General features: G+C 67.1%; 14 protein-coding genes. 6 read left to right on the top strand and 8 right to left on the bottom strand.

Annotation, left to right across the window (positions count from 1 at the left end; all coding sequences use genetic code 11):
* Positions 1-294: 294 nt before the first annotated feature.
* The 6 genes from NX784_RS01385 (at position 295) to NX784_RS01360 (ending at position 7,376) form a co-directional block, all read left to right on the top strand.
* Entirely contained in the window at positions 295-1,497 is a 1,203-nt protein-coding gene (locus NX784_RS01385; RefSeq protein ID WP_258814885.1) for a glycosyltransferase, read from the top strand.
* A complete protein-coding gene (locus tag NX784_RS01380; RefSeq protein ID WP_258814884.1) occupies positions 1,497-2,690 on the top strand; it encodes a glycosyltransferase family 4 protein in 1,194 nt (397 codons plus the stop codon). Before NX784_RS01385 ends, NX784_RS01380 begins: the two co-directional genes overlap by 1 nt.
* A 33-nt stretch (positions 2,691-2,723) precedes the next feature.
* A complete protein-coding gene (nadB, locus tag NX784_RS01375; RefSeq protein ID WP_258814883.1) occupies positions 2,724-4,397 on the top strand; it encodes an L-aspartate oxidase in 1,674 nt (557 codons plus the stop codon).
* Positions 4,398-4,452: 55 nt separating this feature from the next.
* Positions 4,453-5,361, top strand: a complete 909-nt coding sequence (locus NX784_RS01370) for a DMT family transporter (RefSeq protein WP_258814882.1) — start codon at positions 4,453-4,455, stop codon at positions 5,359-5,361.
* Positions 5,362-5,445: 84 nt separating this feature from the next.
* Entirely contained in the window at positions 5,446-6,348 is a 903-nt protein-coding gene (locus NX784_RS01365; protein WP_258814881.1) for an NAD-dependent protein deacetylase, read from the top strand.
* Positions 6,345-7,376 carry an alpha/beta fold hydrolase gene (locus NX784_RS01360; protein ID WP_258814880.1) on the top strand — a complete coding sequence of 344 codons (1,032 nt, stop codon included), beginning with the start codon at positions 6,345-6,347 and terminating at the stop codon, positions 7,374-7,376. The genes NX784_RS01365 and NX784_RS01360 overlap by 4 nt, the downstream gene beginning before the upstream one ends.
* A 44-nt stretch (positions 7,377-7,420) precedes the next feature.
* Here NX784_RS01360 and nadC read toward each other — a convergent pair whose 3' ends face one another.
* From nadC to queE, 8 genes are all read right to left on the bottom strand, one after another.
* Positions 7,421-8,296, bottom strand: a complete 876-nt coding sequence (gene nadC, locus NX784_RS01355; protein WP_258814879.1) for a carboxylating nicotinate-nucleotide diphosphorylase — start codon at positions 8,294-8,296, stop codon at positions 7,421-7,423.
* Positions 8,293-9,435 carry a quinolinate synthase NadA gene (nadA, locus tag NX784_RS01350; RefSeq protein WP_258814878.1) on the bottom strand — a complete coding sequence of 381 codons (1,143 nt, stop codon included), beginning with the start codon at positions 9,433-9,435 and terminating at the stop codon, positions 8,293-8,295. Before nadA ends, nadC begins: the two co-directional genes overlap by 4 nt.
* 209 nt (positions 9,436-9,644) lie before the next feature.
* The gene (locus NX784_RS01345) at positions 9,645-11,246 is read right to left on the bottom strand and encodes an ABC-F family ATPase (RefSeq protein ID WP_258814877.1); all 1,602 of its coding nucleotides are present in this window, start codon (positions 11,244-11,246) and stop codon (positions 9,645-9,647) included.
* Between the two features lie 63 nt (positions 11,247-11,309).
* Positions 11,310-12,227: a muramoyltetrapeptide carboxypeptidase gene (gene ldcA, locus NX784_RS01340; protein WP_258814876.1), complete on the bottom strand. Its 918-nt coding sequence runs from the start codon at positions 12,225-12,227 to the stop codon at positions 11,310-11,312.
* Entirely contained in the window at positions 12,224-13,159 is a 936-nt protein-coding gene (locus NX784_RS01335; protein WP_258814875.1) for an alpha/beta fold hydrolase, read from the bottom strand. Before NX784_RS01335 ends, ldcA begins: the two co-directional genes overlap by 4 nt.
* A gap of 167 nt (positions 13,160-13,326) precedes the next feature.
* Positions 13,327-13,833, bottom strand: a complete 507-nt coding sequence (gene tadA, locus NX784_RS01330; protein ID WP_258814874.1) for a tRNA adenosine(34) deaminase TadA — start codon at positions 13,831-13,833, stop codon at positions 13,327-13,329.
* Positions 13,826-14,272 carry a 6-carboxytetrahydropterin synthase QueD gene (queD, locus tag NX784_RS01325; protein ID WP_258814873.1) on the bottom strand — a complete coding sequence of 149 codons (447 nt, stop codon included), beginning with the start codon at positions 14,270-14,272 and terminating at the stop codon, positions 13,826-13,828. Before queD ends, tadA begins: the two co-directional genes overlap by 8 nt.
* A 5-nt stretch (positions 14,273-14,277) precedes the next feature.
* Entirely contained in the window at positions 14,278-14,913 is a 636-nt protein-coding gene (gene queE, locus NX784_RS01320; RefSeq protein WP_258814872.1) for a 7-carboxy-7-deazaguanine synthase, read from the bottom strand.
* Positions 14,914-15,077: the final 164 nt, after the last annotated feature.

Genomic DNA, 15,077 nt, shown 5'->3' with positions numbered 1-15,077 from the left:
GCGTTCGGTGCGGCGCCGTACCGATCGCCTGTCGGCATGCGCGTTGGACAGCGCCGGGCGCCCGCTGCTGCATGCATCCGCCCCATTCTTGAGACGAGTCAACGGCGTCAAAAAGCGAAAAAAACGCCGCGTTGCAGCGCAATATAATGGCCCCTGCGTCGACCGGGCACCCCGCTCGGCGCCACCGTCAACGAGCGTGGGAGCCGCCATGAAGCACACCGACCGCCATGCAGGATCGCTTGTCGCCGGGCGCATGCGCCGGAACGTTCTGTTCGGATTCTGACGCGTGGCCACATGGGCGCCCAGCATCCCGCAGCATTGTCGCTGCCCGAGTCCGGTGGGGCCGCGCGCCTGGTCGTGCACGTGGTCGACGCGCTCGACACGGCGCAGGCCGAGCACGGCTTGCTGAACCTGATCCGCCACCTGCCGCCCGGGCGCTATCGGCATGCCGTCGTCTGCCTGCACGACCGCGGCGGCTGCGAGGGCGAGATGCGCGAGCACGGGGTCGAGATCGTGAACCTGCACAAAGGCGTCGGGCGGGATCCACTGTATTACGTGCGCATGTTCGGCGTGCTGCGTGCATTGCGGCCCGACCTTGTCCACACCCGCAACGGCACCGGGCTGCCCGCGCAGGCCGTCGCCGCGCTGGCCGGAGTACGTCTCCGCGTGCATGCGGAGCACGGGCGTGCGACGGCGCACGGCGGCGTCCCCGCGCGCATCCTGCGCCGCCTGCTGTGCCCGTTGATCGACCATTTCATCGCCGTCAGCGGCGATCTCGAGCAATGGCTCATCGAATCGGTCGGTGCCGAGCCGGCGCGCGTGTCCCAGATCGCGAACGGTGTCGATACCGTGCAATTCCACCCGCGGCTGGGGCCGTCCGCGGCCGTGGGCCCGCCCGGCTTCATGCGCGACGGCGTATTCGTCGTCGGCAGCGTGGGCCGGATGGACGACCCGGCCAACCACACGACGCTCGTCGAGGCATTCCTGCGGCTGATCGCATCACCGCACCCGGCCCACCAGCGGCTGCGGCTGCTGCTCGTCGGCGACGGCCCCGCGCGCACGGAGTGCCAGGCGCTGCTGCATCGGGCGGGCGCGGCCGCGCGCGCGTGGCTCCCCGGCGACCGGGCCGACATCCCGCAACTGCTCCGCGCGATGGACCTGTTCGTGCTGACGTCGCTCGCCGAGGATCGCTCGCACGCGATCCTGCAGGCGATGGCGACAGGGCTGCCGGTCGTGGCATCCGCGGTCGGCGGCAACACGGAACTGGTGCATCCGGGTTTCACGGGCATCCTCGTGCCGCCGATGGCGACGGACTTGCTGGCGTCGGCGATCGCCGACTACTGCCGCATCCCCGAACTGGCGACCCGTCACGGCGCGCGGGCACGCAGCCAGGTGATCGCGCGCCACAGCATGCCGGCGATGGCGCGCGACTACCTGGCCGTGTACGACGCGCTGACCGGCAGCGAGCCGCCGGTCCGGATGGGACGGGTGCGCTGATGCGCGTCCTGCACGTCCTCGATGCCGCTTGCGCGCGCCCGACGGACTACGGCCGCCGCACGCAAGCGCTGTTGGCGGCCCTGCGCGCGCAGGGCGTGCAGACGGTGCACCTGAGTGCGCCCGATGCGCACGACGGGCCGGCCGACGCCGGTCCGGCGCCGCCACCGGATGCGTGGCCCGGCGATGTCTGGCATTTGTACCGCACGCCCGTGAGTCGCTTGCCACGGTGGCTGGGGCGTCCGTGCCGTGGCGTCACGGCGACGGCCTTGCTCGCGGTCCGGCTGCGCGAGATTGCCCGCCTGACGCGACCCGACCTGATCCACGTGCACCCGCCCGGCGCGCACGCGGCGGCCACGTGGCCCATGGCGTGGCTGGCACGGATGCCGCTCGTCGTCGATGTCGACCGCCGGACTGCGCTCGGACATGGCCCGTCGGCATTTGCGCGATTCGCGTACGCGCGGGCGCACGCGGTCGCCGCACCCACCGCCGAGATGCGGGCGGTGCTGTGTGCAGCCGGCGTGCCTCCGTGCAGGATCGCGATCCTGCCGCCGCCCATCGGTGTGCAAGCCGGCGCACGGCACGCCGTCCGGGCACGGGAGATGCTGGACGCGCCCCTGCTCGCTTATGCCGGGGATCTCGATCCGGCGGCCGGCATCGACCTGCTGCTCGACGCACTACGTGACCTGCGCCGACGGTGCGGCACGCTGCGCCTGCTGATCGCGGGTGGCGGCAGGCATACAGAGGCGCTCGAGGCGAGGATCGCGACGTACGGACTGGGCGGGTACGTGCACGTGACCGGGCCGTTGGCGGGCCGCCGCACCGTCGACGTGCTGGCGCGCGCCGATGTGGCCGTGTTCGCGACGTTGCCGAACGCCGCCGCGCGCACGCCGTCGCGCCACCTGCTGCAGGCGATGGCCAGCGGGTGCGCCGTCGTCGCGTCCGACATTGCCTGCCACCGCGAACTGCTCGTGCACGGGCACAGCGGGATGCTGTTCGCGGCGGGCAGCCGGGCTGCGCTGGTCGACGTGCTCGCCCAGTTGCTGGAACAAACCTGCCGCCTGCGTGCGCTCGGGTTGGCCGCCGCGCGCAGCGTCGCCGCGACGCACGACTGGACGGCGACGGCCACGCGCTATCGGCGCCTGTACGAAACCGTCCTGGCGGATACGCGGCGGCGTCGATCGACCGGAGGATAGTGAACAGGCCTCTCTTCGGCACACGCGCGCCAAATGGTCTATAGTGATGCCTCTTTACAAAAGCAAAACCAAGAGAGTGCGATGAAATTTGACGTAGCCATCGTCGGCAGCGGCCTGGCCGGCCTGTCGGTCGCCCTGCACCTGGCGCAGACGCGCAAGGTTGCCATCATTTCCAAGCGCGAGCTGCTCGACGGCGCCAGCAACTGGGCGCAAGGTGGCATTGCCGCCGTGCTCGACTCGGGCGACAGCCACGACCAGCACATCGCCGACACCCTCGTTGCCGGCGCAGGCTTGTGCGACGAGGCGGCAACCCGCTACATCGTCGAGCATGGGCGCGAAGCGATCGAATGGCTGATCGAACAGGGCGTGCCGTTCACGCGCGACGAGACGGCGGAGCTCGGTTTCCACCTCACCCGCGAAGGTGGCCACAGCCAGCGGCGCATCATCCACGCGGCCGACGCGACGGGCCACGCCGTGCAGGTGACCTTGGAGCAGAAGGTCCGCGCGCACCCGAACATCTCCCTGTTCGAGCACCATTGCGCGATCGACGTCATCACGTCCGACAAGCTGCAGCCGGACGGCGTGCACAGCGGCCCGGCCCTCGTCGGCCAACCGCGCTGCCACGGCCTGTACGTGCAGGACGAAAAGAGCGGCAAGGTGCAGACGTTCGAGGCGGAGCATACGGTGCTGGCCACCGGTGGCGCCGGCAAGGTCTACCTGTACACGACGAATCCCGACACGGCGACTGGCGACGGCATCGCGATGGCCTGGCGCGCGGGCTGCCGCGTGTCGAACATGGAATTCATCCAGTTCCACCCCACCTGCCTGTATCACCCGTTCGCGAAATCGTTCCTCATCACGGAAGCCGTGCGCGGCGAAGGTGGCCTGCTGAAGCTGCCGCCCGAGGCGGGCACGGCGGCCGGCACGCGCTTCATGCCCGCGCACGACGAGCGGGGCGAGCTGGCCCCGCGCGACGTCGTGGCGCGCGCCATCGACTTCGAGATGAAGAAGCGCGGTCTCGACTACGTCCACCTGGACATCTCGCACCAGAGCCCGGAATTCATCAAGGAACACTTCCCGACGATTTACGCGCGCTGCCTCGAGCTGGGCATCGACATCACGAAGGAACCGATTCCCGTCGTGCCTGCCGTGCACTTCACGTGCGGCGGCGTCGTGACCGACCTCGCGGGCCGCACCGACATCCCCGGCCTGTACGCCGTCGGCGAGACCGCGTACACGGGCTTGCACGGCGCCAACCGCCTCGCCAGCAACTCGCTGCTGGAATGCCTCGTCGTCGGACGCGCGTGCGCGCACCAGATCGCCGCCGCGCCACCCGTCGACCTGCCGCAGCTGCCCGCGTGGGACGAAAGCCGCGTCACGAACGCGGACGAGGAAGTCGTCATCGCCCACAACTGGGACGAGCTGCGCCGCTTCATGTGGAATTACGTGGGCATCGTGCGTACGACCAAGCGCCTGGAGCGCGCGCAGCACCGCATCAAGCTGCTGAAGGAAGAGATCGACGAGTACTACCGCAACTTCCGCGTCACCAACGACTTGCTGGAGCTGCGCAACCTCGTCGAGGTGGCGCACCTGATCGTGCGCAGCGCCCTGTCGCGCCACGAGAGCCGCGGCCTGCACTTCTCGCGCGACTATCCCGACACGCTGCCGAAGGCCCTGCCGAGCGTGCTGACGCCGCGCCGGCGCTGAGCGCGCATCCCGTCGCGGCCGGTGCATGCATACCGGTCGCCGTCCGTCGTAGCCGATGAATCAGAAACTCACGCCGTCCACCGTCCTGCTGCTGACCGTCCCGCCCCTGCTGTGGGCGGGCAACGCGATCGTCGGGCGTCTCGTGCGCGCGGCCGTGCCGCCGATGACCTTGAACCTGCTGCGCTGGACGATCGCCCTGGCCGTCCTGTTGCCGCTGGGCTGGGCCACGTTGCGCCAGGCGGGCGTGCTGGACGGCATCCGAATCCGCTGGCGCCGCTATGCGCTGCTGGGTCTGCTCGGTATCGGCATGTACAACTCGCTGCAATATCTTGCGCTGCAAAGCTCGACGCCGATCAACGTGACCCTGGTCGCGTCCGGCATGCCCGTGTGGATGATGCTCGTCGGCCGCCTGTTCTACGGCGTCGCCGTGCGCACGCGCCAGGTGGCGGGTGCGCTGCTGTCGATCGTCGGCGTGCTCGTCGTGCTGTGCCGGGGCGACGTCGACCAGTTGCTCGCGCTGCGCCTCGTCGCCGGCGACCTGACCATGATCCTCGCCACGATCGCGTGGTCGTTCTACAGCTGGATGCTGCTGCAGCCGCAGGACGCGCCCGCGTTGCGCGCCGACTGGGCCGCGTTCCTCGGCGCGCAGGTCGCGTTCGGCCTGCTGTGGTCGGGCGCGTTCGCCGGCGTCGAGTGGGGGCTGGGCGCGCAACCCATTGCGTGGAGTTGGCTTGTCGCGGCCGCGCTCCTGTTCGTCGCTGTCGGCCCGGCGGTGTTCGCGTTCGCGCTGTGGGGCGCGGGCATCCTCCGCGCGGGTCCCGGCATCGGCGCGTTCTTCGTCAACCTGACGCCGCTGTTCACCGCGGTGCTGTCGTCCGCCTTCCTGGGCGAAATGCCGCACGGCTATCACGTGCTTGCGTTTGTGCTGATCGTCGGCGGCATTGTCGTGTCCGCCAAGCGTTGACGGCGCCCCGTGGCGATGGCCATGGGAATCGTGTTTTCGTGCGAGCATCGGGGATGTTACGATCCAGCCGGGAGGAGCACATCTGTGGCCGAAGCATTCACCATCCACGATCACGCGGCGCGCATCGCCGCATTTCTCGACCGTCACCCGCGTGCCCTCGTGCTGACGGGCGCCGGGCTGTCGACTGCCTCCGGCATTCCCGATTACCGCGACCGTGACGGCACACGCCGCGGCCGGCCGCCGATCCACGGGCCCGACTTCCGCAAGTCGGACGCCGTGCAGCGCCGCTACTGGGCGCGCAGCATGATCGGCTGGCCCGTGCTCGCGCAGGCGCGCCCGAACCGGGGTCATCAGGCTATCGCGGGCCTGGAACGCATCGGACGGATCGGCTCCGTGCTGACGCAGAACGTCGATGGCCTGCACGGCGAGGCCGGCACACACGGGGTGCTGGAGCTGCACGGCAATATCCACACGGTCGTCTGCCTGGAATGCGCGGCGCTGTTTCCGCGCGCGTTCGTGCAGGGACAGCTCGAGGAATTCAATCCGCAGATGGCGGGCGCGAACGCGACGCCGCTGCCCGATGGCGATGCGTCCGTCGAGCCGACGGAACTGGCCAGTTTCCGCTTGCCGTACTGCACGTGCTGCGGCGGTACGTTGATGCCCAACGTCGTTTTCTTTGGGGACAATGTGCCGCCAGCACGCACCGCGATCGCGCTGGAACAGATGGAACGCGCGGACGCACTGCTCGTCGTCGGCTCGTCGCTGATGGTGTATTCCGGCTTCCGGTTCTGCCGCATGGCGCAGGCCGCCGGCAAACCGATCGCCGCCATCAACCTCGGCCGCACGCGCGCCGACGACCTCCTCGACATCAAGATCGAAGAATCGGCCGAGCGCGTGCTGCCGCTCGCGCTCGAATTGTTGACCAGAGGTTCGGATCAGACCGACGGAGACACACCATCCATACCACTTGACGGGGGAATACTGTGACGAACACCTTACGCAGCACGGGCATCAAACCATGGCAAGCGGGAGCGGCGCTGGCCGGCCTCGGCTTGCTGGCCTCCTTCTTTTACGTGCGTTCGAAAACGAAACAGGCCGAGGCCGACAATCCACCGCAAGGCCGCTTCGTGACCGTCGACGGCGTCCGCCTGCATTATGTCGAGCGCGGCAGCGGTCCCGCGCTCGTGCTGCTGCACGGGAACGGCGTCTTCGCCAGCGATTTTCAATGCAGCGGCCTGATGGACAAGGCGGCCGAGCACTACCGCGTCATCGCCTTCGACCGTCCCGGCTTCGGCTACAGCGAGCGCCCGCGCAACAAGGTGTGGACGCCGCAAGCCCAGGCGCGCCTGCTGCACCATGCGCTGCAGGAGATCGGCGTCGATTCCGCCATCGTACTGGGCCATTCGTGGGGCACGCTCGTGGCGCTGTCGATGGCGCTGGAAGTGCCGGATTTCGTCCGGGGTCTCGTGCTGCTGTCAGGCTATTACTACCCGAGCCTGCGCGCGGATGTCCCGCTGCTGTCCGGTCCCGCGATCCCGCTCGTGGGGGACCTGATGCGCTATACCGTGTCTCCGCTCGTGACGCGCATGCTGTGGCGTCCGCTGACGAAACGGGTGTTTTCGCCGCAACCGGTCGACGCCCGCTTCCGCGACCTGCCCGTCTGGATGTTGCTCCGGCCCGGCCAGTTGCGCGCCAGTGCGGCGGAGACGGCGATCATGGTGCCGGCGGCCGTCGCGCTCGCCAAGCGCTATCCGGAACTGAAGGTGCCCGCCGTGATCATGGCGGGGACGCAGGACAAGATCGTCGATTTCGGCCACAACTCCGAAAGGCTGGACGAGCGCCTGCCGGACAGCGAGCTGCAATTGCAGCCCGGCGTCGGGCATATGACGCATTATGCGCACCCGGACAAGGTCTTGGCCGCGATCGACGGGATCGCGGCGCGGGTCGGGGAATCCGTCTACCGGCGCAATCCGCAGGCAGAGGCGCTGGCGCGGGCCAGCGAGAGTGGGACGTAACGATCTGCGTGATGGCGGGCACCCCGTGCCCACCATGCACATTGTTAGCCGACGATACGCAACGAGTAATCGGTGGCCTCGACATCCTTGGTCAGGCTGCCGATCGAAATTCGGTCGACACCGGTTTCTGCAATCGCGCGCACGGACTGCATATTGATGCCGCCGGACGCTTCCAGCAACGCCCGCCCACCGTTGATGCGGACGGCGTCGCGCATCATGGCCAAGTCGAAATTGTCGAGCAGTACGGACGTCGCGCCGGCAGCCAGCGCCTCTTCCAGCTCGGCGATCGACTCGACTTCGATCTGGATCGACACGCCCGCGTTCAGCGCGGCGGCCGCCTGCAGCGCGGGCGTGATGCCGCCCGCAGCCGCGATGTGGTTTTCCTTGATCAGGATGCCGTCGTACAAGGCCATGCGCTGGTTCGCGCCACCGCCCACGCGCACGGCGTATTTTTGCGCGAGGCGCAGGCCCGGCAAGGTCTTGCGCGTGTCGAGGATCTGCGCCTTCGTGCCCTCGATGACGTCGACGTAGGCGCGAGTCGCCGTCGCCACGCCCGACAGCAGCTGCAGGAAATTCAGTGCCGCACGCTCGGCCGTCAGCAAGGAGCGTGGCGAACCTTCGATCATGCAGACGATGCTGTCGGCGGCCATCGTGTCGCCTTCGGCGTACTTCCAGTCGATCGTGATGTCCGGATCGACGGCGAGCATGATGCCTTCGAACCACGGCGCGCCGCACAGGACGGCCTGCTCGCGCACGAGCACGCGCGCCCGCGCGCGGGGCGTCTCCGGGACGAGCTTGCCCGTGACGTCACCGGTGCCGACGTCTTCCAGCAGCGCGGCGAGTAAATTCTGTTCGAACGCGGCTTGCAGCTTTTCGTCGAATTGTCCCTCGGTGGCGTAAGGATTGCGCAAATTGCTCATGCAGGTCCGATTCCGTTGAAAAGTTTGGCTTCCTGTTCCAGCGCGCCGGTCGGCAGCGCCTTGGCTTTTTTCGCGGCGGCGAAGTCGAGCATGCGGTCGATCGCGCGCTTGGCCTGCTTGCCGATCTCAGGATCGACAAAGATCTCGTTCGCGCCGTCCGTCGCTTCCAGCACGTCGGCCAGGTTCTGCAAGCCGTTCATCGCCATCCACGGGCAGTGCGCGCAGCTCTTGCACGTCGCGCTGTTGCCTGCCGTCGGGGCTTCGATCAAGGTCTTGCCGGGCGCGGCCATGCGCATCTTGTGCAGGATGCCGTTGTCGGTGGCGACGATGAAGTGCGTCGCGTCCATCGTCTGCGCGGCGTTGATCAGCTGCGTGGTCGAGCCGACGACGTCCGCCTGGGCGACGACGTTCGCGGGCGATTCCGGGTGCACGAGGACTTTCGCTTGCGGGTATTCGGCACGCAGCAGGTCCAGTTCGATGCCCTTGAATTCGTCGTGCACGAGGCAGGAACCCTGCCACAGCAGCATGTCGGCGCCTGTCTGCTTCTGGATGTACGAGCCGAGGTGGCGGTCCGGCGCCCACAGGATCTTCTTGCCCTGGTCGTGCAGGTATTTGACGATCTCCAGGCCGATCGACGACGTCACCATCCAGTCCGCCCTCGCCTTCACGGCCGCGGACGTGTTCGCGTAGACGACGACGGTGCGATCCGGGTGCTGGTCGCAGAACGCGGCGAATTCATCGGCCGGGCAGCCCAGGTCGAGCGAGCACGTCGCGTCCAGGTCCGGCATCAGGATCGTCTTTTCCGGGCTCAGGATCTTCGCCGTCTCGCCCATGAAGCGCACGCCCGCCACGACGAGCGTCTTGGCCGGGTGGTCGCGGCCGAAGCGCGCCATTTCCAGCGAGTCCGAGACGCAACCGCCCGTCTCCTCGGCCAGGTCCTGCAGGTCGGCGTCGACGTAGTAGTGGGCGACGAGGACGGCTTCGCGTTCCTTCAGCAGGCGGCGGATGCGGTCCTTCAATGCCGTCTTTTCCGCAATTTCCAACGGGGACGGCGTACGGGCCCAGGCCTCGGCGGTGGAACAGACGCCGCCGACCGGACGGTCGTATTCGAAGATCTTAACGGGGGCAATGGTGTTCATAGCAATATCATCGCATGGCGGCGAAAATGGTGCCGGCGTGGGCCGGATTATCGCCGATTGTATTACGTTGTCAGACGTAGGGTGGGCACCCCGGTGCCCACGCGTAAGGCGGCGTGACGCGAACGTCCGCGCGGGTCATTCAGGCCGGGGGCCTGAATGACGAGAGCCCACCCTACCAATGCGCGACACGTCGTGTCGCGTCACGACAATCATTCGAGACCCTGGCTCTTCAGGTAATCCTCGTAATTCCCCTGGAAGTCGATGATGCGGTCTTCCTTGATCTCGAGGATGCGCGTGGCCAGAGACGACACGAACTCACGGTCGTGCGACACGAAGATCAGCGTGCCGGCGTATTTGTCGAGCGCGATGTTCAGGGACTCGATCGATTCCATGTCCATGTGGTTGGTCGGCTCGTCGAGCAGCAGGACATTGTGGCGGCCCAGCATCAGCTTGCCGTACATCATGCGGCCCTTCTCGCCGCCGGACAGCACGCGCACGGACTTCTTGACCTCGTCGCCGCCGAACAGCAGGCGGCCCAGGATCGAGCGGACGGCCTGGTCGTCGTCGCCTTCCTTCGTCCACCGGCCCATCCAGTCGGTCAGGTTCAGGTCGGTGGCGAATTCTTCCGTCGGGTCCTGCGGCATATAGCCCGGGTTCGCGTTCTCGGCCCACTTCACGCGGCCCGTGTCGGCGTCGAGGCCCGTGATGGGGCCGCTGCCGATGCAGCGCAGCAACGTGGTCTTGCCGGCACCGTTGGCGCCGATGATGGCGATGCGCTCGCCGGCCTCGACCATGATCGAGAAATTCTTGAAGAGCTGGCGGTCGTACGACTTCGACAGGCCTTCCGTCTCGACGGCAAGGCGGTGCAGCTTCTTCTCGCCTTCGAAGCGGACGAACGGGTACGCGCGCGACGACGGCTTGAATTCCTCGATCTTGATTTTCTCGATCTGCTTGGCGCGCGACGTCGCCTGGCGGGCCTTCGACTTGTTCGCCGAGAAGCGGCGCACGAAGTCCTGCAGTTCGGCGACTTTTTCTTTCGCCTTGGCGTTGTTCGCCAGCTGCTGGTTCCTGGCCTGCGTCGACGCTTCCATGTAGTCGTCGTAGTTACCCGGATAGACCTTCAGCGTGCCGTAGTCCATGTCGGCGACGTGCGTGCAGACCGAGTTCAGGAAGTGGCGGTCGTGCGAGATGATGATCATCGTCGAGTTACGCTGGTTCAGCATGTCGGCCAGCCAGGAAATCGTGTGGATGTCCAGGTTGTTGGTCGGCTCGTCGAGCAGCAGGATGTCCGGATCGGAGAACAGCGCCTGCGCCAGCAGCACACGCAGCTTCCAGCCCGGCGCCACGGCGCTCATCGGGCCCTGGTGCAGGTCGGTGGCGATGCCCAGGCCCAGCAGCAGTTCGCCGGCGCGCGCTTCGGCCGAGTAGCCGTCGTATTCGGCGACCTTGCCTTCGAGCTCGGCGGCCTTCATGTAGTCGTCGTCCGTCGCTTCCGGGTTCGCGTAGATGGCGTCGCGTTCGCGGATGGCGTTCCACAGCTCCGTGTGACCCATCATGACGACGTCGAGCACGCGCACGTCTTCGTAGGCGAACTGGTCCTGGCGCAGCTTGCCGAGACGTTCGTTCGGGTCGAGGCTGACGTTGCCGCCGGACGGATCGAGGTCGCCGCCGAGGATCTTCATGAAGGTCGACTTGCCGCAGCCGTTCGCGCCGATGAGGCCGTAACGGTTGCCGTCGCCGAACTTGACGGAAATATTTTCGAACAGCGGCTTCGCGCCGAACTGCATCGTGATGTTGGCTGTACTGAGCACTGGGAAACCTTATGGCTTGGGTTTTCGATTAACCGTGCATTTTACCACTGAGGGGGGGGCGCGTCAGCCGCGCTGCAAGGTCGGGTAGCCGGACAGCGTCAGCGTCCAGCGGTCGCCGTCGCAGGCCAGACGTCCCTGCGCACCGAACGGAATCGTCACGTGGCGCGCGATGTGGCCGAACTCCAGGCCTGTCAGCACAGGCACGGGCAACGTGGCGCGCACATAGCTCAGCATTTCGTCGAAGTTATAGCCATTGTCCATCGCGCCCAGGCGGTAGCCGGAGAAATCGCCCAGCACGATCGCGCGCTGCTGCGCCAGTACGCCCGTATGCATCAGCTGCAGCAGCATGCGTTCGACCCGGAACGGGTGCTCGGCAATGTCTTCCAGGAACAGGATGCCGCCATCGATCTGCGGGAAGTACGGCGTGCCGATCACGGACATTACCATGGCGAGGTTGCCGCCCCAGACGGTGCCGGTCACGTCCAGCCGCGGGTTTGCGGCGCCGTGCCCGTAGACCGTGTGCGTGGGCCCGGTCAGGCAGTCCAGGAAGTCGTCGAGCGTGAACTCGTCGGGCTCGGCGGTACCGATGTCGCTCGTGAACATCGGGCCCGCGTAGCTGAGCGCACCCGTCTTCGCATACAAGCCCATGTGGAAGGCGGTGACGTCGGAATAGCCGACGAAGATCTTGCCGCTCGCCGCCATGCGCTCGAAGTCGATGTCCGGCAACAGACGGGTGATGCCGTACGATCCGCGGATCGCCATCACGACCTGCACGTCCGGGTCGGCGGCGGCCTCTTCCAGCTGGGCCAGGCGCTCCGCGTCCGTCGCGCCGAAGCGCTGGTGGCGTTCCTCGTGCTTGTAATAGTTCTTGACCAGGATGCCCTGGGCTTCGAGGCGCGCGATGCCGCGCGGGATGGCTTCCGGTTCGGGCGCGTAGCCGGCCGGCGCGATGAGGGCGATGCCCAGTTTCGGGATGGTCACTGTTTGACGAAGAGCCTTGGTGTCGAGTCGGGCGCCATCTTACCGTGCGCATGGGCGTCGATCAAGGCGAGGAGCCGCTCCAGCAGCTGGGCCGGCAGGTCGTGTCCCATGCCCTCGATGACCTCCAGCCGGGCACCCGGGATCGCGTTCGCCGTGTCGATTCCGCACGCGAGCGGGACGAGCGGATCGGCCGCGCCGTGGATGACGAGCGTGGGCGCGACGATCGTCTGCAGTTCCGGCGTGCGGTCGCCGCACGCGGTCACGGCCAGCATCTGGCGCATGACGCCTCCGGGGCAGCAATTGCGGCGCAGCGCGCGTGCGACGCGGCGGCGGAGATGCTTTTCCGGCGTGGGATACGCCGGACTGCCGACCGCTTGCAGCAGTTGCACGTTGTAGTCGACGGCGGCGTCGATGTCGCCCGCGCTGGCCCAGCCGCGCGGCCGGCGCAGCAGCGCGCGGCGGGCGGCCTGCGTCGGACCCGGCAAGCCGCGGCGGCCCGTGCTGGACATGATCGACGTGAGGCTGAGGACGCGCGACGGGAATTTTGCCGCCATCAACTGGCCGACCATGGCGCCCATCGACATGCCGACCACGTGCGCGCGCGCGACGCCGAGCGCGGACAGCACGCCGATCGCATCGTCGGCCATGTCTTCCAGGGTGTACGGCGACTTCAACGGGAGGTGCAGCAGCGATTTCAGCCAGGCCAGTGTGAGGCTGGGCGTGCCGGCGTGCTCGAACTTCGTCGACAGGCCGCTGTCGCGATTATCGAAACGGATCACGTAAAAGCCCAGGTCGACTAGGCCTTCGACGAATTCGTCCGGCCAGGCCGTCAGCTGCAGGCCGAGGCCGGAAATCAGCAGCAAGGGCACGGCTTTCGGATCGCCCGCGGTGTCGAAGGCGATGCGGATCCCGTTGGCGTTCAGACTAGGCATGGCGGCGTCGCCGGCACCGGGTCGACCGGATCAGGTAGGGGTGCCGAGCGTTGATCGTATGGTCCAAGGAATACTCCCGTGCCGAAATGTGGCGGGGGCTTTGGACCAGCATACCATTTTCGTAAAAGCGGTGGCGTCAGCAGTGTGCGCGCAACACTCGCCGATGTTCAGTCCGTGGAGCCGGACGCGGCAGCGTCCGGCACAGGCGTGCGCCGTGCCGCGCGCCGTTCGGCGAAAAAGGCTTTCAACATGGCGCTCGCCTCGTCGGCGAGCACGCCGCCGACGACGTCCGTATGGTGGTTCAGCTGTTCCAGCGCGAACAGGTCGACGATGGAGCCGCATACGCCCGTCTTCGGGTCGGGCGCCGCGTACACGACGCGGGCCAGGCGCGCGTGCATCATCGCGCCCGAGCACATCGCGCACGGCTCCAGCGTGACGTACAGCTCGCAGCCCGGCAGGCGGTAGTTGCCGAGCTTTTCGGCGGCGGCGCGCAGCGCGACGATCTCCGCATGCGCCGTCGGGTCGTGGCGGCCGATGGGCTGGTTGAAGCCGGCGGCGATGACTTCGCCGTCGCGCACGACGACCGCACCGACAGGGACTTCGCCGGCCGCCCACGCCTTGCGGGCCTCCTGCAGCGCGAGGCCCATATACGTATTGTCGTCCGCTTCAGGCATCCGTGATTTCGGCCCAGCAGTTCGGCGTTTCGTGCAGCACGAGCTTCTGCAGGCGCAGGCCCGTGCCGTAGCGGTCCTTGTACGCGGCCTTGAGGATGTTCCACGCGACCTGTGCGAGGTTCTCGACGGTCGGGATGCGGTCGATCACGACGGTCTTGTGGTTCGGCAGGCTGGCGAGGAAGCCACGCACGGGCTCGTCCTTTTCATAGACGAGGAACGCATGGTCCCAGACGTCGACGAGGTGCTCCTTCGCGAGCGCCTTGATGTCCGAGAAATCCATGATCATCCCGTTGTCGGAATTGCCTTCGACGTCGATGACGGCGCCCGTCAAGGTGATTTCCAGGGTGTAGCGGTGCCCGTGCAGGTTGCGGCACTGGCTCTTGTGGTCGGGAATGCGGTGGCCGGCGTCGAATTCCAGCTTGCGGGTAATGGTCAGCATTTGCTTCAGGGAATGTTCAGGAGTTTATGGGTCTGGAGGCTCAGCTTCCACTTCGGATTGCGCCGGCACGTATCGATCGCCAGCTGCGTGTTGAAGGCCGCCAGCGGGCCGTCCATCGGCTGCACGAAGAAATTGTCGAAATCCAGGCGTTCGTAGGCGGACAAGTCCTGCCCGGCCTGCGGGATCACGACCTTGATCTCGTTACCCCGTTCGACGACGAGCGTCGAACCCATCTTCGGGCTCACGCAGATCCAGTCGACCCCGGCGGGCACGGGCAACGTGCCGTTCGTTTCGATGGCGATCGTGAAACCGACGGCGTGCATCGCGTCGATTAGCGCCGCGTCCAGCTGCAGCAACGGCTCTCCGCCCGTGAACACGACGTACTTGCTCGCCGGGTAAGAAGCGGGCCACAGGCTGTCGATCTCGGCGGCGAGACTGGCCGCGTCCTTGAATTTGCCGCCCCGTTCGCCGTCGGTGCCGACGAAGTCCGTGTCGCAGAACTGGCAGACGGCGGTGGCGCGGTCGCTTTCGCGTCCCGTCCACAAATTGCAGCCGGAAAAGCGGCAGAACACGGCGGGACGGCCCGCGTGGGCGCCCTCGCCCTGCAGGGTGTAGAAGATTTCTTTGATGCTGTATGTCACGGTAACAATCCGGGTAAGGCTCGCGTCAACCTTCCATTATACCGCGAGTGGCGGCCGTCGCCGAAGCGCTCCCTCGCCAAGCATGGTCGATGTAAAGACGCTAAAATTGACGACGAGCAAAAACAGACCGTTCAGAAAGCCGTACCTTTGGATACGGAAAGTTC

The sequence above is a fragment of the Massilia pinisoli genome (assembly GCF_024753285.1).
In the GTDB taxonomy this organism is placed as follows: domain Bacteria; phylum Pseudomonadota; class Gammaproteobacteria; order Burkholderiales; family Burkholderiaceae_D; genus Telluria; species Telluria pinisoli.
Note: the sequence above shows the minus strand (reverse complement) of the source record. Positions and strands in the feature narration are given on the sequence as shown.

Coding starts and splice junctions, on each gene's coding strand:
- nadC (WP_258814879.1), bottom strand. CDS start 8,296: ATGAGCAATTTGCGCAATCCTTACGCCACCGAGGGACAATTCGACGAA.
- NX784_RS01380 (WP_258814884.1), top strand. CDS start 1,497: ATGCGCGTCCTGCACGTCCTCGATGCCGCTTGCGCGCGCCCGACGGAC.
- NX784_RS01385 (WP_258814885.1), top strand. CDS start 295: ATGGGCGCCCAGCATCCCGCAGCATTGTCGCTGCCCGAGTCCGGTGGG.
- nadB (WP_258814883.1), top strand. CDS start 2,724: ATGGTCTATAGTGATGCCTCTTTACAAAAGCAAAACCAAGAGAGTGCG.
- NX784_RS01335 (WP_258814875.1), bottom strand. CDS start 13,159: ATGCCTAGTCTGAACGCCAACGGGATCCGCATCGCCTTCGACACCGCG.
- queD (WP_258814873.1), bottom strand. CDS start 14,272: ATGCTGACCATTACCCGCAAGCTGGAATTCGACGCCGGCCACCGCATT.
- NX784_RS01370 (WP_258814882.1), top strand. CDS start 4,453: ATGAATCAGAAACTCACGCCGTCCACCGTCCTGCTGCTGACCGTCCCG.
- nadA (WP_258814878.1), bottom strand. CDS start 9,435: ATGAACACCATTGCCCCCGTTAAGATCTTCGAATACGACCGTCCGGTC.
- tadA (WP_258814874.1), bottom strand. CDS start 13,833: ATGCCTGAAGCGGACGACAATACGTATATGGGCCTCGCGCTGCAGGAG.